At 44.2% G+C, this 19,994-nt stretch carries 21 protein-coding genes and 1 pseudogene; 2 read left to right on the top strand and 20 right to left on the bottom strand.

Going from position 1 to position 19,994, the window contains the following annotated elements:
• Positions 1-156 (top strand): annotated as a pseudogene (locus tag H569_RS22260) (IS256 family transposase); the annotation flags it as partial.
• A 210-nt stretch (positions 157-366) separates the two neighbouring features.
• Positions 367-1,146, top strand: a complete 780-nt coding sequence (locus H569_RS0113220; RefSeq protein ID WP_027365386.1) for a flavin reductase — start codon at positions 367-369, stop codon at positions 1,144-1,146.
• Positions 1,147-1,157: 11 nt separating this feature from the next.
• Here the strand turns inward: H569_RS0113220 and H569_RS0113215 are convergent, their stop codons facing one another.
• From H569_RS0113215 to H569_RS20360, 20 genes are all read right to left on the bottom strand, one after another.
• Positions 1,158-1,991, bottom strand: a complete 834-nt coding sequence (locus H569_RS0113215) for an ABC transporter permease (RefSeq protein ID WP_027365385.1) — start codon at positions 1,989-1,991, stop codon at positions 1,158-1,160.
• Complete coding sequence (locus tag H569_RS0113210) at positions 1,991-2,902, bottom strand: ABC transporter ATP-binding protein (RefSeq protein ID WP_027365384.1); 912 nt, start codon at positions 2,900-2,902, stop codon at positions 1,991-1,993. Before H569_RS0113210 ends, H569_RS0113215 begins: the two co-directional genes overlap by 1 nt.
• Before the next feature lie 14 nt (positions 2,903-2,916).
• Positions 2,917-4,029: a DUF4367 domain-containing protein gene (locus tag H569_RS0113205; protein WP_027365383.1), complete on the bottom strand. Its 1,113-nt coding sequence runs from the start codon at positions 4,027-4,029 to the stop codon at positions 2,917-2,919.
• Positions 4,029-4,520 carry an RNA polymerase sigma factor SigX gene (locus H569_RS0113200; protein WP_034630628.1) on the bottom strand — a complete coding sequence of 164 codons (492 nt, stop codon included), beginning with the start codon at positions 4,518-4,520 and terminating at the stop codon, positions 4,029-4,031. Before H569_RS0113200 ends, H569_RS0113205 begins: the two co-directional genes overlap by 1 nt.
• Before the next feature lie 373 nt (positions 4,521-4,893).
• Entirely contained in the window at positions 4,894-5,361 is a 468-nt protein-coding gene (rimI, locus tag H569_RS0113190) for a ribosomal protein S18-alanine N-acetyltransferase (RefSeq protein WP_027365381.1), read from the bottom strand.
• Positions 5,348-6,067, bottom strand: a complete 720-nt coding sequence (tsaB, locus tag H569_RS0113185) for a tRNA (adenosine(37)-N6)-threonylcarbamoyltransferase complex dimerization subunit type 1 TsaB (protein WP_027365380.1) — start codon at positions 6,065-6,067, stop codon at positions 5,348-5,350. Before tsaB ends, rimI begins: the two co-directional genes overlap by 14 nt.
• Positions 6,048-6,563, bottom strand: coding sequence for a tRNA (adenosine(37)-N6)-threonylcarbamoyltransferase complex ATPase subunit type 1 TsaE (tsaE, locus tag H569_RS0113180; protein ID WP_051273654.1), 516 nt, complete (start codon positions 6,561-6,563; stop codon positions 6,048-6,050). Before tsaE ends, tsaB begins: the two co-directional genes overlap by 20 nt.
• Positions 6,564-6,660: 97 nt before the next feature.
• The gene (locus tag H569_RS0113175; RefSeq protein WP_027365378.1) at positions 6,661-7,071 is read right to left on the bottom strand and encodes a response regulator; all 411 of its coding nucleotides are present in this window, start codon (positions 7,069-7,071) and stop codon (positions 6,661-6,663) included.
• Between the two features lie 120 nt (positions 7,072-7,191).
• On the bottom strand, positions 7,192-8,340 hold the full coding sequence (locus H569_RS0113170; protein ID WP_027365377.1) for an amidohydrolase: 1,149 nt from the start codon (positions 8,338-8,340) through the stop codon (positions 7,192-7,194).
• Between the two features lie 58 nt (positions 8,341-8,398).
• Positions 8,399-9,124 (bottom strand): gamma-glutamyl-gamma-aminobutyrate hydrolase family protein, encoded by a 726-nt coding sequence (locus tag H569_RS20365; protein ID WP_034630623.1) that lies wholly within the window; start codon positions 9,122-9,124, stop codon positions 8,399-8,401.
• 168 nt (positions 9,125-9,292) lie between these two features.
• A complete protein-coding gene (locus H569_RS0113160) occupies positions 9,293-9,643 on the bottom strand; it encodes a type II toxin-antitoxin system PemK/MazF family toxin (protein ID WP_027365376.1) in 351 nt (116 codons plus the stop codon).
• A complete protein-coding gene (locus H569_RS0113155; protein WP_027365375.1) occupies positions 9,643-9,921 on the bottom strand; it encodes a CopG family ribbon-helix-helix protein in 279 nt (92 codons plus the stop codon). The genes H569_RS0113160 and H569_RS0113155 overlap by 1 nt, the downstream gene beginning before the upstream one ends.
• A 66-nt stretch (positions 9,922-9,987) precedes the next feature.
• Entirely contained in the window at positions 9,988-10,488 is a 501-nt protein-coding gene (gene ilvN, locus H569_RS0113150) for an acetolactate synthase small subunit (protein ID WP_027365374.1), read from the bottom strand.
• Between the two features lie 15 nt (positions 10,489-10,503).
• Positions 10,504-11,835: a type I glutamate--ammonia ligase gene (gene glnA, locus H569_RS0113145; RefSeq protein WP_027365373.1), complete on the bottom strand. Its 1,332-nt coding sequence runs from the start codon at positions 11,833-11,835 to the stop codon at positions 10,504-10,506.
• A gap of 297 nt (positions 11,836-12,132) precedes the next feature.
• Positions 12,133-13,470: a type I glutamate--ammonia ligase gene (gene glnA, locus H569_RS0113140; RefSeq protein ID WP_027365372.1), complete on the bottom strand. Its 1,338-nt coding sequence runs from the start codon at positions 13,468-13,470 to the stop codon at positions 12,133-12,135.
• A gap of 73 nt (positions 13,471-13,543) precedes the next feature.
• Complete coding sequence (locus tag H569_RS0113135; RefSeq protein WP_027365371.1) at positions 13,544-14,131, bottom strand: ANTAR domain-containing response regulator; 588 nt, start codon at positions 14,129-14,131, stop codon at positions 13,544-13,546.
• 182 nt (positions 14,132-14,313) lie between these two features.
• Complete coding sequence (locus H569_RS0113130; protein WP_027365370.1) at positions 14,314-15,894, bottom strand: FMN-binding glutamate synthase family protein; 1,581 nt, start codon at positions 15,892-15,894, stop codon at positions 14,314-14,316.
• A gap of 117 nt (positions 15,895-16,011) precedes the next feature.
• Positions 16,012-17,337, bottom strand: a complete 1,326-nt coding sequence (glnA, locus tag H569_RS0113125; protein WP_027365369.1) for a type I glutamate--ammonia ligase — start codon at positions 17,335-17,337, stop codon at positions 16,012-16,014.
• 178 nt (positions 17,338-17,515) lie between these two features.
• Entirely contained in the window at positions 17,516-18,088 is a 573-nt protein-coding gene (locus tag H569_RS0113120; protein WP_027365368.1) for an ANTAR domain-containing response regulator, read from the bottom strand.
• 133 nt (positions 18,089-18,221) lie between these two features.
• Positions 18,222-19,967 (bottom strand): thioredoxin domain-containing protein, encoded by a 1,746-nt coding sequence (locus H569_RS20360; protein WP_051273653.1) that lies wholly within the window; start codon positions 19,965-19,967, stop codon positions 18,222-18,224.
• Positions 19,968-19,994: the final 27 nt, after the last annotated feature.

The following is a 19,994-nucleotide window of genomic DNA, read 5'->3' as shown; positions in this document are numbered from 1 at the left end:
CGTGAATCGGTAGTACGCTTAATCGGAGCCCTGCTCATGGAGCTTGACGATAAGTGGGCAACCGGTAGAAAGTATCTGGATATGAGCGAATACCTGCAGTGGCGAAAAGAGCAAAACCTTGCCTGCCATCGAAGTAATGTCGCTTATATCCGATAAAAATAAGGCCAATATATTTACCCTTGACTGGCGCATGGCGAGCTGGATAATTTAAGTGGCGGTGTTCAGGTTAAAATGCTAGCTGAGGAATTTTACACAACAATTTGGACTTGATCGCAAATTAAGCATTAATTAATTTTAATGTAATGTTTTTTTAATTTTACCCCATTAGAATTAAAATGTCTAAAAAAAATAGGAAGGTGAATACAATTGAAATTTTGGAGATGTACTGTTTGCGGTTGGCTGCACGAAGGGGACAATCCCCCGGAACATTGTCCCAGATGCGGGGCTCCTGCCGAAAAATTTGAACTTGTCGACATGTCCGAATATGACCTTGATGATGAAGAAGTAGCCGCTCCAGTAGCTAAAGAATTAACGGAAGCTGATAAAAACCGGATACAGCCTGCCCTATACAGAATTTCCTATGGGTTGTTTATTGTAGGCTCTAAAGACGGTGATAAAATTAATGCCCAGACCTGTAACACTGTATTTCAAATTACCAGTACCCCAATGAGGGTTGTAGTTGGCGTTAATAAGAACAATTTAACCAATGAATACATTAAGAAGAGCGGGGTTTTTACCGTCTGCATTTTGGGACAGGAAGACGGGCAAATGGTGGGCCAGTTTGGCTATCGCTCCGGCCGGGAAGTAAATAAATTTGAAAATGTTAAGTACACCATTGGTGTAACGGGAGCCCCCATCATTGACCAGTGCATTGCCTACCTGGAGTGCCGGGTTGATTCAGAACTGACTATTGATGTAGGAACTCACACTATGTTTGTGGGTGAAGTCATTGAAGGCAATGTGAAAAATGAAGATGAGCCCATGACTTATGCCTTTTATAGACAGCATAAAAACAAACCGGCTAAAACCCCAGAAGCAAAGCAATGGCGGTGTAAAGTTTGCGGCTATATTCATACCGGTGATGAGCCACCGGAAACTTGCCCGGTATGCGGGGCGCCAAGCAGTGAGTTTGAACTGGTGCGATAAACGTTAGAACTTTATATATCTCTTTTGTTAAAGCTATAAACAGCCAGGCCAACAAACAGCAAAACATAAAAAATTGAATAAATCACCATCCATATACTGGGCTCAACCATGCTGCCAAAGGGCCCCATTTGTTGAAGCGCCGTAACCGGGTTACCGGTAGTATGTAGCAGGCTGTTTACGATTTTGCGGTAAAGCGCATCGGCAGGCATTATCAAGCTGGCGATAATGCCTGCTTTTTGCAGAGTGACGTTATTTATTAACCAGGCTATTTGTTCAACCATACCACCTATTACCCCAACCATGTAAATGGTAAAGACAACAACACCATTGGCAATGGTAGAGATTATGGTAGAACCAAAAAGCGTAACCGCCAATAAGGTGACCGGCTGCAGGGCAAATAGAGCTGCAGCCTTCCACAATCCGTTAAGTTCCAGGCCGGTTTGTAAACGAATTGTAAAATACACTGTTAAGAAAAACAAAAAGGCGTATAGTGCCAGGAACAAGCCGTTACCCAAAAATTTACCGGTTATTATTTCGCTACGACGCACCGGCTTGGCAATTATTGTTTGAATGATACCGTTTTCAATTTCTGAGGAAACTGCCCCAACTGTTGAGAATATAGCCAGAAAAGAAACAATAAAACCGCCGAAATACAGGCCCAATGATAAAAGCTGGGGAAAAAGAACATCTGCGATCATGGGGTTTGGGTTCCTGGCCAGGTCTTTGGCGGCAAAGTGTACCCCTAAACCGTAAAGTCCAAGAAAAATGGCTGCAAGAATTAATGAGAATAAGAGAACTTTTTTGCTAAAGTGCTCTTTAAAAGTGAATTTTAAAATAGTCAGCATTAATTATCAACCCCGCCCGTCAGTTCTATAAAGGTCTCCTCAAGGGAAGACCGCTTCCTCGTCATTTCATATAACTGCGCCCCGTTGTTAATTACAGCCTCCGCCAGGCGAGGAATATCGTCCTCACTATTTACAAAAGCGGTAACAATGTCCCCTTCGATATATGACGAGAGGGCAATATTGGATAACGCTTGTTTAACTGTATCGTTGATTTTTCCTATAGTTAATTCCATTTTTATCTCACTGCTTTGAATATGCTCCAAAGAATCCTGCCTGATTATCCTGCCGTCTTTTATAAAAGCCACTGTATCACAGACCATTTCTACTTCACTTAACAAGTGGCTGTTTAGGAAGACCGTTGTTCCCCTAGCTTTTAATTGTAGCAGGATCCGGCGTACTTCCAGGCGGCCCAGCGGATCTAAGGCAGATGTCGGTTCATCCAGAAAAATCAACTCCGGATCGGGCAGCAGGGCACAAGCCAAACCGGCTCTTTGTTGCATGCCCTTGCTGAATGTGCGTATTTTTTGATGCTCTTTTCCGGCTAGTCCTACCGTTTCTAAAACAGCACTGATCCGCTTGTTTCTTTCCGGGCCGTTTATCCCGTAAAGTTTAGAGTGGAATTCCAGTAACTGGTGGCAGGTTAGCCAGTCGTGATAGCGAAAATTTTCCGGTAAAAAACCAAGTTTCTTTTTTATCTTGATGTTGTTTAAAGGATAACCAAGTAGTTTGGCTTGGCCTGAAGTTGGGTATAACAGTCCTACCAGCATTTTAACCAGGGTACTTTTTCCCGCGCCGTTGGGACCCAAAAAGCCGAAGATTTGCCCCCGGGGAACCCGGAGGCAAACATCGGTGCAGCCTGCTTTGCTGCCGTACTTTTTGGTTAAGTTTATCGTTTCAATCGCAAAATCCAACTGTGAACACACCTTTACTTCATTTGCTCTGCCATAGCAATGGCTGATTCGACCGTAATGTTTTTGCCCATGATTGTATAGACTACCCCGTTATTATGCCACACAAGGGCCTTTAGCTTGGCTTCTGAATTTCCGGAAGCTGAATCAATGAAAACTCCCTGTGTTCCGTTTACCACAACATCTTTTGATGTTCCGTTGACGTTTGGTATCAGTACGGTATGCTGCCAGTCATTGATAGCTTTTAATTGGTTTTTAATGCCGGCAGGAAGGGCAGGAATGCTCAACAGCGCATCTCTAATGGGTAGGACATCAATTCCATCGGGTGCTTTTAATTCCGGGCTTCTCGATTGCGCAACTATTAACCTGTCGCTACCTGTATTATAGGTTGCGATAATTGCTGCCGGCATACTCAGGGTAAAGGTTTTTCCATCAAGGTTTTCAGGCAACATTTTAGTGCTATTAAGTGCCTGCAGCAGTTTGTTGACGTTATCGACATCCAGTGTCATTGTCATTGTTGAGCCACTGGTCTTTTGTAGTTCAGGGTAGCCGTATTGTTTTGTGTTTGGTAACTTAATTTCGAAATCTACCGCTTTAGATGCTTCCGCTGCATTTACACCGGTAGTTTCGTTTTTCCCTGAAAATTCAACTTTGCCAAAGTTTTTAACGTCAACTTTACTGGCTCCTTCACGCAGTGCCAGTTCCATTTGCTGCATGTCCCTGGGGTCAATGGTAATTGTCTGTACTCTTTCAACTCTGAATATGGTTAAAAATTCTCCTGCCATGCTGCGAACACCAGGGAAACTGAATGTGGTAATCAAAGCCAGTAATGCTGCGGCAACTGCAATGGTTCTCCCATACCTGTTAAAAAACCCGGGTGATTTTTCAGACATTCTATGATCTCCTTTTGCTTTTGGGATTTTATGCATGGTGCTGCTACTGGTGGCGGTTTGAGGATCGGCAATATATTTACGCATTTTCAAGCTGATAAAATCATCGATTACTTTTAATTCCTCAACCTTTTGGCGGCACATTGCACATTGCTGAAGGTGACATTCAACCTCCCGCAATTGTTCGCCATCCAGTTCGTCGTCAATATAAGCCTGCAGGATACCTTCTGTGTAACACATCAGGCATCACTTCCTTTCATCTGCATGTAAATTTCCTTGAATTTTGACTGTGATCGGGCGATGATAGTACCAACGGATGACTTTTTTAAACCCGTGGCTGCTGCTATCTCTTCATACGAAAAACCAGAGTGTTTCATGATCAAGCAAAGCCTGCTTCTTTCATCCAGGATATCCAGTGCCCTCTTGATATAATCTGTTTCTTCGTTTTTTATGGCACGTTCCTCGGGCGTGTCCGTGATTAACTTATCGTTAATCTTATCTTCCCTGCGTTTGCGGCTTTTTTCACTGCGCATGTAATTATACGCCAAATTTGTTGCCACTCTGGCCAGCCACCCCCCGATGTTTTGGTAATCCGGCGGAGGGCTGTGATATAACTTGATAAAAGTCTCCTGGGTTATATCTTCTGCCTCTGCCCGGTTTCCCAATAAATAAGTTAATTGACGGCAAACGAATGGGTAATACTGGTTATAAACTTCCTGGTAAACCGTCATGTTAATCTCACCTTCAGCCGCTGATTGTAAGTTGAAGCTGACGGGAGCTTCAAAATTTTCTTTCGCATATATAACACTCCTACTTAACTAAAAGTGACAAGTGCACGCAATAAATTTATGGCACAATAACCAGATAGCGTAAAAAACCGGGGTGGTCCCCGGTATTAAACCAACGATAATTAAAATTTATAACCGTCACGCGGTTTAGCAGCTTCCTCAGGTAGGCCCTGCCAGGAAAAAAACAACCAACCCTATGATTGCTACGCCAATGGACCAGGCGCCTGGCAGGTGACCAAGAAGTGCAACCGCAATTATGGCAAAACCTGTTAAACGCAATAGCCATCTGTATTTTCCAAGCATATTAAAATCCTTTCTAATCGTACTTTTGAGATAATAAATCCATCCACATAATAATAGCGTCTTCTTTGGTGTCGGTATAATATTGTTTACGCCGGCCTTTTTCCACAAAGCCAAGTTTTTGATAAAGGGCCCGTGCCGGTTTATTTGATGGTCTCACTTCCAAGGTAAAGCGTTCAACACCCAGTAAAGCAGCTCTGGAAATTAATTCTTGCATTAAAGCAAAGCCTAATCCGGTGCCGCGCCAACCAGGGTGTATGGCAATGTTGGTAATATGTCCTTCGTCCAGGATTACCCATACCCCTGCATATCCAATAACTTGATCGTTACCGTTAAGAGCAACAATATAATGAGCAAAATCGTTATAATTTAATTCGTAATCAAATGCGTTTTTTGACCAGGGTGTTGGAAAAGAGATATTTTCGATTAAAAGTACCTGATCGAGATGCTCCTCCATCATTTTTTCAAATTTAATATTGCCCATGACTGGAACGGCACCTTTCCTGCCACTTAATTTCTGCCTCTGATTTTCGTACATACTTTGGCAGCAGGTCCATTGGACTCTCGCTCCGACCGGTTGCGATTCTAGCCAGCCCAATTTCCGCAACCACTGCGCCTCTGGGAAAAGATGTGCATTCAGGGGCGAACCGGGCCAAATCACCCAGCAAGTCACATAATTCAGTCTTGTATTCCGGTAACCCATCTCCCAGAAAGGTTACCTGTTGATTGTAGGATAACAGCAATTCCGCCAACTGTTTTACTCCTGATGCAAAGGCTGGTTTAAGGCATATCTGATGCCCATTATCCCAACCGTAAATGGCTGCGTAAAGTTCTGATTTACGGGCATTTAGCACCGGACAGATAAGGCCTGAAAGGCCGCTTAATGGATAAGCGAGTACGTCAAGTGTAGGTATTCCGGCAACCGGTAGATTTAACACCTGGGCCAGGGTCTTTGCGGTGCTCATACCGATACGCAATCCTGTAAATGACCCGGGGCCAATCGATACGGCGATGCCGGAAAGGTCTTTTTTGCTTACTCCGCAGTCAAGTAATGTATCTCTGATCATTGGCAATAGATTTACCGAATGGGTACGTTGGTTATTTACCATTCTTTCCGCCAGCATTTTGCCTTCCGTAGCCACTGCGACAGATGCAACGGGCGTGGCTGCTTCAATCCCCAGAACGAACAAACTGCTTCAACTCCTTAATCATATGCGTGAAACGGCTGCCATAGGCAACAAAATGCACCTGTCTGCACTCGTCTTTTCCTGCAGGTTTATTAATAAATATATCCAGCCGGTTTGGCGGTAAATACTCTTCTACCAGACCCGCCCATTCAATTAAAGTGACACCTGATCCGTAGAAATACTCCTCGTAACCCAGGTCTTCGAATTCACCGGGCGACCCAAGTCTATATACGTCCATGTGGTACAGGGGGATTTTGCCGGGATATTCATTAATCAATGTGAACGTGGGGCTGGTGATATGCCCGGCTATACCCAGTCCATTGGCGATGCCTTTGGCCAGACAAGTTTTGCCGGCTCCAAGTTCGCCGTTTAAAGTAATAATATCGCCCGGTTGCAATAAGCTGCCCAACAATTGGCCTAAATGTTCTGTTTCCCGGGAGGATTTAAGCTCTAAACTAAACAATGCCAACCTCCAGTTTATAATTGTCCTATACTCCATTATAACCAATTGACGCTGTGTGGATTGCATTTGCGTAAAGTATAAACAACGAAGCTGTTTTTGGCAATTAAAAAAACAAAAGATGGATAACCATCTTTTATCCCGCTTGGTGTGCATAATAATTATTGCTGCAAGATTTTTCCCTGGTATATTCATCTAGGAAATTTTTTATATCTTCAACGTCAAAAGGTTTTGCTATACAACATAACGCACCGTTATTATTGGCACATTCAATGGTATCATCAGATCCATAAGCTGTCATTATGACAACATCTGTTTTCGGTGAAATAGCTTTTATTCTCGTAAGTGCCTCTAAACCGCCCATAAGGGGCATCCGAACATCCATAAATATTAGATCAAAATGCTTGGATCGCGTCAGCTCAACCGCTTCCAAACCGTTTTGGGCGGTATTAACATCATGCCCCAACTCTTTAACTACAATATCCAACAGGTATCGTACACCAGGTTGGTCGTCAACTACCATTATATTCATAATTTTATCAGCCAAAGAAACAGCACCCCTTTGAAACTATTGCCTTGATTCAATAATATTTGACATTATATTGTATTAGTGTATTTAACTGTCATAATATATTGTGCGACATACTTCTAAATAATTCCTTCTTTTTTACGAATAATTTTGATAAGAAACTTTACCGTTAACATAAACTCTTTTTATTACAGTTCTCAGATCAAAAGGATGACCACTTAAAACAACTATATCCCCATCCATACCCTGCGCAATGCTCCCAATGCGATCATCCAGTCCAAGCAATCTGGCTGCATTTCGAGTGATGGACTCCAGAGCCTGCTTTTCGCTCAATCCTCCCCGCATGGTAAGTCCCGCTGAAATGGTCAGGTATTGAATAGGCACCACGGGATGATCAGTCATAATAGCAAAATTTACACCTTTTTTAGCCAATGCTGCGGCTGTTTCAAGGCTGCGATTTTTCAACTCCACCTTAGCCCTGTTTACCATTACCGGGCCTACTACGGCAGGTACACCAGCTGCTGCCAATCTATCAGCGATTAGATGTCCTTCTGTGCAGTGTTCTATGACTAATAAAAGGTTGAATTCCGCTCCAATCCGCAATGCCGTCATAATATCGTCGGCCCGGTGGGCATGAACTCGTAGAGGAATTTCGCGACGCAGCACGCGGGCTATAGCTTCCATTTTCAAGTCGCGCTCAGCTTGATCCGGCTGATTAATTTTTTTTAAATATTCCAGGCCTTTAACCAGGGTTTCCCGCAATATCGCGGCTGAAGCCATTCTGGTAGCAGGTGACTTTTTGTTCGCTCCATAGTTGCGTTTTGGATTTTCACCAAGGGCCGCTTTTAACCCGACCGGGAAGCGTACGACCATATCGTCAATAACGGTGCCGCAGGTTTTAATTGCGGCCATTTCACCACCTATAATATTGGAACTTCCGGGGCCGGTAACAACTGTGGTTATTCCTGCTGACAGCGCATCTTTAAATCCAAGGTCCGCTGGGTTAACAGCATCAATTGCCCTTAGGTGCGGGGTAACTGGATCAATGTTTTCGTTAACATCGTCGCCCTCAATCCTGTATATCTCCTCAACTATCCCAAGGTGGGCATGGGCATCAATAAAACCGGGCATGACTACCATGCCCGTCGCGTCATATATATCGGCCTGCTTTGGTATCTTGATATCGTTGCCAACAGCAGTAATTTTACCGTCTTCAATTAGTATCGTACCCCGGTTTAAAACCGAACCTTTCATTGTAAATACAGTACCGCCGACAATTGCATGCATGTATATCACCTGTTTCGTCATTTTAAAGGTATTTCGGTAAAAAGAGTGTTTTTCCCTTTTAACGATTCTGACTTCTCGTCGACAAATAGTGAGCCGATGCGTCAATGTGACATTTAAACAGGTTGAGCATGACAGGATAGCGTTTAAACATATTTTCAGGGTGAAACTGTACGCCCAGTGTAAACTCATGTCCCAAACCCTCAATGGCCTCGGCTACGCCATCATTGGAATAGGCTGAGATACGATATCCGAGTGCCACATGGTTAATTGACTGGTGATGATAGGAGTTAACACGCAGCTCAGCTAAACCAAGTATTCTTTCCAGCATCGTATTTTTAATTATTTTTATATTGTGGGTTGGATACCAGCGAGGTGCATCCTGAGAGTGTTTAATGGCCCCGGGCAGGCTGCGATAAATATCCTGATGGATGTCACCGCCTGCCGCAACGTTCATTACTTGCATTCCCCGGCATATGCCTAATACCGGCATTCCTTCCGCTATAGCTCTGGAGGTGATAGTTAATTCAAAAGCATCCCGGAGGGGGTCAATACTTCCGCTTTGAGGCCAGGGTTCTTGACTTATGTGACAGGGGTCAATATCACCCCCGCCTGAAAGCAGCAAGCCGTCAATTACGTTAATTATCTCGTCAATTGAGCTTTCTTGATGAGGCAGGAGTAGTGGTATTCCTCCAGCGGACCTTACCGCTTCGATATAATCGCCGCCAAGTTGAAACTTGTTATTGGAATAATCAAACGAACAGGTTATGCCTATGATAGGACGCAAACCTACACTTCCCTTCCAACATTTTTTTAATAATATATGTAACGGGTCATGCAGCGGGGACTACCGGCCCTGAAAGTTTAGGATAGAGTATATATGCGCCCCGTTGCCCATATTATAAAAGCGAAAAACCGCCACATGGCGGCGGTTTGATTTTGATAGTGACCGATCTTATATATCGACCAGCCCAAGGCTGATTTCAACGGCCTGGTTAACTTTAACCATCATATCATTTTGCAGCAGTGATACCCTTTCCATCAGCCTGCTCTTATCTATGGTACGTAACTGTTCCAACAGTATAACAGAATTTTTGCCTAATCCTGCTTGTCCCGCAGGCAGTTCTACATGTGTAGGCAGTTTTGCCTTGGCGATTTGAGAGGTGATGGCGGCAACAATTGTGGTTGGGCTATACTGATTGCCTATATCATTTTGCAGGATTAAAACGGGGCGGGTACCTCCCTGCTCCGAACCAACCACAGGGCTAAGATCGGCGTAATAAATCTCACCGCGGCGTATTTGCATCAACGTTTGCCTCCTGCTACCGACTCGTCAAAAAGCATGGAAACTTCTGATTCAAGCTTGTATTGTTCAATGGCCAGGGAAAGATTTATTCTTGCCATTTCTAGATAGCCTTTTTTCATTTCTTCCCTTAATAAACTGCGTTTGCGTTCAGCAATATACAATTTCATGGCTTCCCTTACAAATTCGCTGCGATTACGATTTTCGGAAGCTGCTATACAGTCTATTTCGGTAAGCAAATACTCCGGTAGGCTGATCATTACCCGCTTCACCTGTGACACAGCAAACCCCCCGTAAAAACCAGTTATAACCCTATTATATACATACTTTATATATACGTGTCAATACTACCCTTTTTTACACTTAGCCGGCTCCGGTTGGCGTGAAAGGGCTATTTTACCGGTACGTACCATTTCAACGATACCCTGTTGTTCCAGTACGTGTGTAAAGGCGGTAATTTTTTGCTCATCACCTATAATCTGAATCACCATAGTTTCCTTGCCCACATCAACAATATTTGCCCTGAAGATCTGGACAATGTCAACAATATCACGGCGCTTTTCAGGATCAGCCTGCACTTTTATCAATGCTAATTCCCTTTCAATAGAGTCACGATCTTCCATTTTTGTAATATTAATTACATCAACCAGTTTGGACAATTGGTTAATAACCTGTTCCAGTACGCGGTCATCACCATTCACAACAATTGTTATTCTGGTAATATCCGGCTCTTCAGTATAGCCGGCAGCGATGCTTTCAATATTGAATACCCGTCTGCTGAGCAGGCCGGCAATACGTGCCAGAACACCCGGCTTGTTTAATACCAGTACAGCCAGTGTGTGCGTCATGAATACACCTCCGCGTTAAAATTTAGTTAAATATTGGTCTAATTCCCAGGGATGAACCTGCATTCGGTAATTATCCCATTCAATTTTTTTAGCTTCCAGGAAACGATGCAGCACGTGCGGACCCAAAGCTTCCCTAATAACATCATCAGCTGCAAGATTGACCATAGCGTCTTGAAGACTCTCAGGCAGGATATTTATCCCCAGTTCCTCACGTTCCTGCTGGGTCAGTTCGTAAATGTTTCTGTCACAGGGATTGGGACACTGGATTTTGTTTTTTATACCATCCAACCCTGCTTTCAGGCATACAGCCAGAGCCAGATAAGGGTTGCAGGAAGGGTCGGGACTGCGTAACTCAATTCGGGTGGACTGCCCTCGCTTGGCTGGCACCCTGATTAACGGGCTTCTGTTTCTATAAGACCAGGCGATGTAAACAGGTGCTTCATATCCTGAAACAAGTCTCTTATAAGAGTTTATCGTTGGATTGGTAATGGCGGTAATGGCAGGTATGTGTTTAATAAGCCCGCCTATATAATGTAAACAGTCTTCACTAAGCTGGTTTGGCGCATCGGGGTTATAGAAAGCGTTCGTATTGTTTTTTATTAACGACTGGTTGAGGTGCATTCCTGATCCGGCTATACCGAATATGGGCTTGGGCATGAAAGTTGCGTGCAATCCATGTCTTTGGGCAATAGTTCGGACTACAAATTTAAAAGTTACTACTTTATCTGCAATATCTAAAGCATTGGAATATTTAAAATCAATTTCATGCTGGCCGGGAGCCACCTCGTGGTGCGACGCCTCAATTTCAAAACCCATTAGCTGCAGGGTCATTACCATATCCCTGCGTGCGTTTTCACCAAGATCCACCGGTGTCATATCGAAATAACCGGCTTTGTCCTGGGTAATCGTTGTAGGTTGTCCTTCCTCATTAACGTGAAAAAGGAAAAATTCCGCTTCCGGCCCCACGTTCATGGAATAACCCATTTCCTCCGCTTCCGCCACTACTTTGCGCAATACATGGCGCGGGTCACCGGTGAATGGAGTACCGTCGGAATTATATATGTCACAAATTAAGCGGGCAACCGAACCATCCCTGGGTTTCCAAGGAAACACCACAAAAGTGGAAGGGTCAGGTCTCAAATACATATCCGATTCTTCGATGCGAACAAAACCTTCAATGGAAGAACCGTCAAACATTAGTTCATCATTAAGAGCTTTGTCAAGCTGTTCCACTGGAATGGAGACATTTTTCAATACACCGAAAATATCAGTGAATTGAAGTCTCACAAATTTGACGTTATGTTCCTTGACAAGACTGCGCACATCATCCTTGGTAAGTTCAGCCACTGATTGCTACACCTCTCCTTTGAGCTATAACAACCGGGGCCAATTACAAAAAAAGCCTTTACAGGGCAGTAGCATGATTGATTACTGCCTGAAGGCTCCTTTGCCCCGGTAAAGAGCACCTCATCGTGCTCTGTTTATTTTTATACTTCATTTAGTATAACATATACGCAATAAAAAGCTAGTATTTTTTAGCTATGACGACTTCAGGCAGCAACAATCGAAAAAAATGCCCTGTTCCAACATGGAAGCAGGGCGGAGGATGGAAACAAACTTATAATAATTTTAAAATTATACACATTAAAAACGGGTAAGGTATTCGTCAATTTCCCATTGATGTACTTGAACACGATAATGTTCCCATTCAGTGGTTTTTGCTTCAACATACTTATTGAATATATGTGGACCCATTGCGTCTTTTATTACATCATCGGCACACAGTTCCGCCAGGGCCTCTTCTAAACTGCCGGGAAGACTTCCTATGCCCAATTCCTCACGTTCGGCTCTGGACATTTGGTAAATGTTCCGATCGCACGGCGGTGGCGGGGTTATACCTGATTTGATTCCGTCCAGACCGGCTTTTAAGCAGGCGGCAATTGCCAGATAAGGGTTACAAGAAGGGTCGGGATTTCTTAATTCCACTCTGGTACTCATGCCGCGCTTAGCAGGAATTCTAATTAATGGACTTCGGTTGCGCCCGCTCCAGGCCAGGTATACAGGAGCTTCATAGCCAGGCACAAGCCTCTTATAAGAATTAACCGTGGGGTTTGATATGGCGCTGATGGCACGGGCATGCTTCAGTAAGCCTCCAATATAGTTGTAGGCTTCCTGGCTGAGCTGTAGTGGGCCTTCCGGATCGAAAAATACATTTTTGCCTTCTCTGAACAGGCTTTGATTCATATGCATGCCGCTGCCGTTAATGCCAAAGACCGGCTTGGGCATGAAAGTGGCGTGAAGACCGTGCCTTTGGGCAATAGTTCTGACAACAAATTTAAAAGTTACAATTTTATCAGCTATATCTAAAGCATCGGAATATTTAAAGTCAATTTCGTGTTGGCCCGGTGCGACTTCGTGGTGAGAAGCTTCAATTTCAAAGCCCATTTCTTCCAGTGTAAGAACCATATTGCGCCGGGCATCTTCACCCATATCAACCGGGGTTAAATCAAAATAACCGGCACGGTCATGGGTCTTAAGACTTGGAAAACCATTCTCGTCAATATGGAATAAGAAAAATTCCAATTCAGGGCCAACTTGCATGGTGTAGCCGAGTTCTTCCGCCTCTGCCATAACCCTTTTGAGGGTATTGCGGGGGCATCCGATGTACGGGGTACCATCAGGATTGTAGATATCACACATAAGCCTGGCCACAGCACCGTCCCGGGGACGCCAGGGGAAAACCGCAAAGGTTTTGGGATCAGGCCGTAGATACATATCTGATTCTTCAATTCTGGTAAAGCCGTAGATTGAAGAACCGTCAAACATAAGTTCTCCATCAAGTGCTTTTTCAAGTTGATCAACAGGTATGGCAACATTTTTTAAAACACCGAGAATGTCTGTAAACTGGAGACGGATAAATTTTACGTTGGCTTCTTTTGCTTTTTCCATTACCTCAACTTTAGTTGAGATGATGTCACTCATTGATAGTCCCACCTTTCTTAAAAAACGCCTTTAAAAACAGTTCAATTAACCGCTTTTAAAGGCGCCGTTGCCTTTATTTTTTGGTTTTTAATGATTGAGACATAATCACAGCTTCCGCAATTACCCGCATGGAAACACGTTTGTTCATGCTTTGCCTCTGCATCCGCCTGAATGCTTCAGCCTCAGTTAACCCTAATGTTTCTGTTAATATACCCTTGGCTCTTTCAATCAATTTCCGTGTTTCAAGCGTATCCTGTAATTCTTTGATTTGTTTTTCCAGGGCAGCTATTTCCTGATAGTTGGTTAAAGCCAGTTCGATCGCCGGTAACAGACTGCTTTCAGTTGCTGGTTTAAACAACAGTGAGAATACTTTGGCCTCCTTGGCTTTTTCCATTACCCCTTGAAAACTTGGATCAGCTGTAGCAACCACGGGAGCAAGTTTATCTTCGTGAACAATTTTAGCCACTTTAAAACCATCCATGCCTTGTAATGAGGCATCTATGATCAATAAATCAGGCTGTCTGCTACGAACCATTTTCAGCGCGCCAACACCGTCTCCGGCTTCGCCAACAACCCAGTAGCCATATTTATTCAGCATTGCTTTCATGTTTTTGCGCCACACTGTGTCGGCATCTACCAAGACAATTCTGTGTTCGCTCATGGAGTGTTCCTCCCTAAAAGGTCCCTATAGAAAATAAATGCCCTCATGGTATAAACTTATACCTGATGAGGGCATCATTGCCTCTAAAAACTGATACGACATTGTATCATTTATTTTTTATTATATTAATTATAAACTAATTAAATCATAAAATGCAATACTTAAAAAATGTATTATTTTGTTTAACTAAGGATCTGCTCTGCCTCATCGGCATCACAATCCATAATATATTGAATACCGCTAACTTCAGAAGCCTCTCTGGTTAAAGCCACCAAGTCGTTCCTGGTCATATGCTCCAGGCTAAACTTGCGGGCCCCGCACATAAATTGGCGCAATCCCTGGGCCAAGCGTTCAAAGTAACTATAAACACCAATTGCTCCAACAGGCAGGCGGCTGAAATCTTCGGCGCCCAGTTTATCCTTAAGCTCCACAGCACTGATAAAAATTTGCTCCAGTGTTTCACCGTACTTTTTATGTTCATTGGGAATTTTACCGTTCTTAATGCCTTCGCCAACATTTTTACCAACCATCGCTGCGGTAAGGGCCGATCTGGCCATACCAATTGCCCTGGTATATGGCGCACCCATAGCCAGGCCTTTAAACATATGGTCTTCAAGTGTAAATCCTCCGGCAATGGCCACAGGAGGTATATAAGCGCCTTTAGCGGCAAGTTTGTCAAGATATTTAACAAGCAGTGCTTGAATATAAACAGTAGGTATACCCCACTCATTCATCATCCGCCAGGGACTCATGCCTGTGCCGCCACCGGCGCCGTCAACGGTCAGCAGGTCCAGTTTGGCATCGGAAGCATATTTAACGGCACGGGCAAGGTCTGCCGGACGGTAGGCACCGGTTTTCAACATTACATATTTGGCTCCGGCATTACGCAGCTGCTCAACCCTGGACATAAATGACTCGTATTCAACAAAGCCAATTCTGGAGTGACGCTCGAATTCTCCGAAAGCTCCGGCTTTAAATGCGGCCTGGATTTTAGGATCTTCGGGATCGGGCAGCACAATATAGCCACGGCTCTTAAGCTGTAACGCTCTTTCCAGGGAATCCAACTTGACTTCTCCACCGATGTCTTTAGCACCCTGGCCCCATTTAAGCTCAACAGCTTCGACGCCAAGCTTTTCCAGAACATATTCCTGGGTGCCCAGTGAAGTGTCCTCTACGTTGGCTTGAACCGCAATAAAGCCTTTTCCGTTATACCATTCCTGGAAATCTTTAACCCTTCTTGCCATATTTGGTGAGTGGACAATACGCCCGTTTTTAATTTCGGAATTAGGGTCCATTGCGCAAACGTTCTCGCCTATTACAATGCCAACACCGCAAATAGCAGCGCCTGCAGCCAGGTGGCTCCAGTTATTGGCCGCGACGTTTGTTGATCCCATACCGGCAACAACTATAGGCAGATTTAATTTAATTTCGCCATTCGCGCCAACGGCACTTTCCAGGTTAACGGCGGGGAAAATAGCTTGATCTGAATCTGCAGCAATCCCGTATGCGCCAACCGCTGTACCCATGATGTTAAAATGTGAGTAATCAACAGGATATTCTTTTTCAGAAGCTGATGTTGTTTTGCCAAATGGTTGGGGATAAAGTACTTCTTTACCTCTTATAGCTGATTTGCCGATTTCGCAAAGCCCCGGGCATCCGTCCAGACAAGTTACACACATGCCGCTGTATGGACACCTGCTTTCACCTGTGCGCAAACGTGTTAATGTTGCTGCACTGGCGTTGATTCCACGACTGAAACTCATAATTCCATCCTCCTATAACAAAAAAATATATTGTTTACCGGTTTTCTAATACCGGTTTCTATATACCATCCCTGATTTTTTCTGCTGCATAAAATATTGCCAGGGCACCTCCTTCTGTTAATAATTGCGCAGGTATTCTTCAAGTTCCCAGGGATGTACTTTTGATTGAAATCTTTCCCACTCTTTTTCTTTTTCTTCTAAGTAGCGGGAAGAAATTGCATCTCCAAGAGCGTGCCAGGCAGTTTTATCCTGCCTAAACGCCCTGAGGGCATCTTCAAGGTTCCTTGGCAAGCCCATTTGCCTGATGACCTTTTTTATTTCCCACGTTGGAATATCATCAGCCAATGGCTCCGGTGGTGTTAATGATTTCTTGATACCGTCCAGGCCAAACTGCAGTGCAGCAGACATTACCAGGTAAGGATTACCCGCTGGATCGGGACTTCTTAGTACCACCCTGGTACCCGGCCCGCGCCAGGATGGGACCCGAATCATGGCACTGCGGTTGTTTTCGGACCAGCCAGCCAGAACCGGCGCCAGATCGTTCGCAGAAATTCTCTTATAAGAATTAACCAGCGGGTTGGCCACGGCTGTGAGCGCCCCGGCATGTTCCAAAAGGCCGGCGATAAAATGTTTGGCCGCCTTGCTAAGACCTTTGGGATTATTCTCGTCGTAAAATAAATTGCTGTCGTTTTGCCATAAAGACAACAAAAGGTGCTGTCCCGATCCGTTATACTCCGAAACCGGTTTGGGCATAAAGGTTGCGTGTAAACCATGCCGCTGGGCAATTGTACGCACAACAAACTTAAAAGTTGTGATGCTGTCCGCCATAGCCAAAGCGTCATCATCTTTAAGAAAAATTTCATGCTGTCCGGGTGCAATCTCATGATGTGAAGAAGAAACATCAAAACCCATTTCCTGCAATGTTAAAACCATGTCCCGCCTGGCGTTTTCACCCATATCCACAGGGGTAAGATCACAATAACCTGCTTGGTCATGCGTAGTTACAGTGGGTTTTCCTGCTTCATCAGTTTGAAATAAGAAAAACTCAACTTCAGCTCCCACCTGAAACTGCATATTAAGGTTTTCCGCCAGCGCCAGGTTTTTCTTGAGTATCGAGCGTGAGCAGCCGTCAAAAGGCTTTCCGTCGGGATTAAGCACATCGCAGATTAACCTTGCTACCGCACCTTCCCGCGGGCGCCAGGGAAAGATCACAAAGGTGGAAGGGTCCGGATAAAGCAGGATGTCAGATTCATATCGACCTACCACACCCTCGATAACAGAGCTGTCAAAGCTTACCTGTCCTTCAAGCGCCCGTTCAAGTTCCTCAATAGTTATAGCGATATTCTTTAACGTGCCAAAAATATTAGTAAATTGAAGCCGGATAAATTTAACATTATACTCTGCAGCTTTTTCAAGAACATCCTTTTTAGTAAAAGTTTTCAACATAACCTACTCCTTTGGGTAAACGATTGCGGAAAATAAAAACGCCCCAAGCAAGCCTGCATCGCAGACGCCTGGGACGCCATTGCCCCTAATTCAATTTACCCACAACTTTAATTATAGGTAATATTAGTGAAAAATCAATAATTAGCAACAAGAAATATTGTATACATCAAATATATCACTTGACCTGCAGCTTGGCAATTATATTTTTTGCCACCTTGCTGATGGGGACGCATTTATCCATGCTGACCTTTTGAAGGTATCTAAACGCTTCCCCCTCTGAAAAGCCTTTTTTATCCATGAGCAAGCCTTTAGCCCTTTCAACCAGCTTTCTTTGCTCAATTTCCTGTTTAAGCTTTTTAATATCTCTTTCTAACGACTTTATGTTATTAAATATATTAATTGCTGTTTCAATGGCAGGTAAAATACTTGTTTCGTGGATTGGTTTTAAGAGCATGCCAAATACGCCTGCCGCCTTGGCGATTTCTATCATATCTTTTTCAGAATATGTTGTGGCTATCAATACGGGAGCTATGTTATGATCATAAATATCTCTGGCCAAAGACAAGCTTCCGCCCGGCAGGTTATCATCGATGATTATGACGTCCGGCTCTATTTTTAATGCTGCCTGCAGCGCGCCCTTTGACTCGTTTTGTTCAGCAATCACCAAATAACCGGACCTTTTTAAGATATCGATAAGCTGGTTATGATAGCTTTTTTCCGCATTGGCGACCAATACCCGCGTAGCCAAGCAACGTCACATCCCTGCCACTACAGTCAGTCACATTGTAACATAGCTGCTATTGCAGTACAATGCAAGTTTATCAGATGGGCACAGCCCCCGGCTTCGTTTCACTCCTTGCAATGGCAGGCTTCTTGTAGGTTTAGTCAACTTCATGTATTTGGTTATCGTCTGCATTAGTTGAATCATCGTCAAAGGGTAAGTGCAGGGTCTCCATTTCAGTTTCTTGTTGATGACTTATTATATCAATTAAATGTGCGCATGTGCCGGCAGCAAACAATAGCGCGGTTAAGAAGAATGAATAGCCGCCGGGGTGGCCGGCAACAGTTCCAATGAAGGCTTTTATTTGTTTTTCAACGGCCTTAAGATAAGCGTCATTATTTGTGGCTGCGAACAAATTAAGCAGGTTCCAGGTCATCACTGAATTACCGGAAGGGATGGCACCGTCATAGATTTCTTTGGGCCTGGCAATCAGTAGTTCAGTATCGGACCCGTAAAAGAAATACCCGCCCCTTGATGGATCTTCAAAAAGATCCCGGGTCAGTTCCGCCCATTTGATAGCCTGACTTAAATACCCCGGTTCCAAAGTGGCCTGGTAAAGTTCAAGCAGGCCCCAGGTTAAAAAGGCGTAATCGTCTAAATATGCAGGGTGTGCGGCCTCACCATCTCTGAAGCGGGCCATAAGCCTGCCGTTGCTTTTGACCAGATGGGTCATGATAAACTGCAGAGCTTTATTTGCCGCATCCAAATAACTTGGAACATTTAGCACGGAAGCGCCCCTGGCCAGGGCAACTATCATTAAGCTGTTCCATGCAGTTAATATTTTATCGTCCCTATGCGGTCTGGTTCTTTTTTCCCTTTGCTGGAAAAGCCTTTCTCTGCAAGTTGCCATTTCTTCAACCAACCAGGTTTCATCCACATTTAATTCGCCGGCTTTTTCTTCAATTGTACCGGCTATCAGATTGGGTATGCTATAGCCTTCGAAATTACCTTCTTCAGTGATATCGTAGACGCGGCAGAAAATATTGCCCTTTTCTTCACCCAGAACTTTAATAACTTCGGAAGGCTGCCAAAGATAAAATTTACCTTCCACCCCTTCAGAATCAGCATCTTCAGCCGAATAAAAACCGCCTTCGGGGTTGGTCATGTCTCTTAATACATAATGAAAAATTTGTTCGGCTGCCCTAATATAAAAAGTTACCCCTGTTGCTTGATAGGCCTCAAGGTAGGCAAGGGCCAGCAAGGCATTGTCATATAGCATTTTTTCGAAATGTGGTACCAGCCATTTTCTATCAGTAGAATACCTGGAAAACCCATAACCGATGTGATCGTTTATCCCACCGAGATACATTGATTTAAGTGTTTTTTCCGCCATACCCAGAGCCGGTTTGGCACCGGTTTTTTGGTGATACCGGATTAAAAATAAAAGATTATGCGGGGTTGGGAATTTAGGTGCGGCACCAAACCCCCCGTATTCGGGATCAAAAGCCTGGCGGAAGTATTTATATCCTTTTGCTATAACGTCCTCAATGGTTCCCTCGAATCCGCCAATTGGCTGATGCTGTATATGTTGGGTGATCTTTTCCGCGGCTTCCAGGACGGTTTCTCTATCCTCATGCCACTTTTGGGACGCTTGACGCAAAATATCTACCAGCCCCGCCCTCCCCCATTTAGAAGTTTTGGGAAAGTATGTGCCTGCAAAAAATGGCTTTTTTTCGGGAGTCATGATAATGGTTAACGGCCACCCGCCCTGGCCGGTTAGAGCCTGGCATACGTTCATGTAGATATTATCGATGTCCGGCCGTTCTTCCCGGTCAACTTTGACGGCTACAAAATTTTGGTTTAGCAGCTCCGCTACTTCTTCATCTTCAAAGGATTCTCGCTCCATTACATGACACCAATGGCAGGTGCATCA

Origin of the sequence: Desulfotruncus alcoholivorax DSM 16058 (assembly GCF_000430885.1) — a bacterium.
GTDB classification, from domain to species: Bacteria; Bacillota; Desulfotomaculia; order Desulfotomaculales; family Desulfallaceae; genus Desulfotruncus; species Desulfotruncus alcoholivorax.
Note: the sequence above shows the minus strand (reverse complement) of the source record. Positions and strands in the feature narration are given on the sequence as shown.

Coding starts and splice junctions, on each gene's coding strand:
- H569_RS0113215 (WP_027365385.1), bottom strand. CDS start 1,991: ATGCTGACTATTTTAAAATTCACTTTTAAAGAGCACTTTAGCAAAAAA.
- H569_RS0113205 (WP_027365383.1), bottom strand. CDS start 4,029: ATGTGTTACACAGAAGGTATCCTGCAGGCTTATATTGACGACGAACTG.
- H569_RS0113200 (WP_034630628.1), bottom strand. CDS start 4,520: ATGACGGTTTACCAGGAAGTTTATAACCAGTATTACCCATTCGTTTGC.
- rimI (WP_027365381.1), bottom strand. CDS start 5,361: ATGGGCAATATTAAATTTGAAAAAATGATGGAGGAGCATCTCGATCAG.
- tsaE (WP_051273654.1), bottom strand. CDS start 6,563: ATGGAGTATAGGACAATTATAAACTGGAGGTTGGCATTGTTTAGTTTA.
- H569_RS0113170 (WP_027365377.1), bottom strand. CDS start 8,340: ATGCATGCAATTGTCGGCGGTACTGTATTTACAATGAAAGGTTCGGTT.
- H569_RS0113160 (WP_027365376.1), bottom strand. CDS start 9,643: ATGCAAATACGCCGCGGTGAGATTTATTACGCCGATCTTAGCCCTGTG.
- ilvN (WP_027365374.1), bottom strand. CDS start 10,488: ATGACGCACACACTGGCTGTACTGGTATTAAACAAGCCGGGTGTTCTG.
- glnA (WP_027365372.1), bottom strand. CDS start 13,470: ATGAGTGACATCATCTCAACTAAAGTTGAGGTAATGGAAAAAGCAAAA.
- H569_RS0113135 (WP_027365371.1), bottom strand. CDS start 14,131: ATGAGCGAACACAGAATTGTCTTGGTAGATGCCGACACAGTGTGGCGC.
- H569_RS0113130 (WP_027365370.1), bottom strand. CDS start 15,894: ATGAGTTTCAGTCGTGGAATCAACGCCAGTGCAGCAACATTAACACGT.
- H569_RS20360 (WP_051273653.1), bottom strand. CDS start 19,967: ATGGAGCGAGAATCCTTTGAAGATGAAGAAGTAGCGGAGCTGCTAAAC.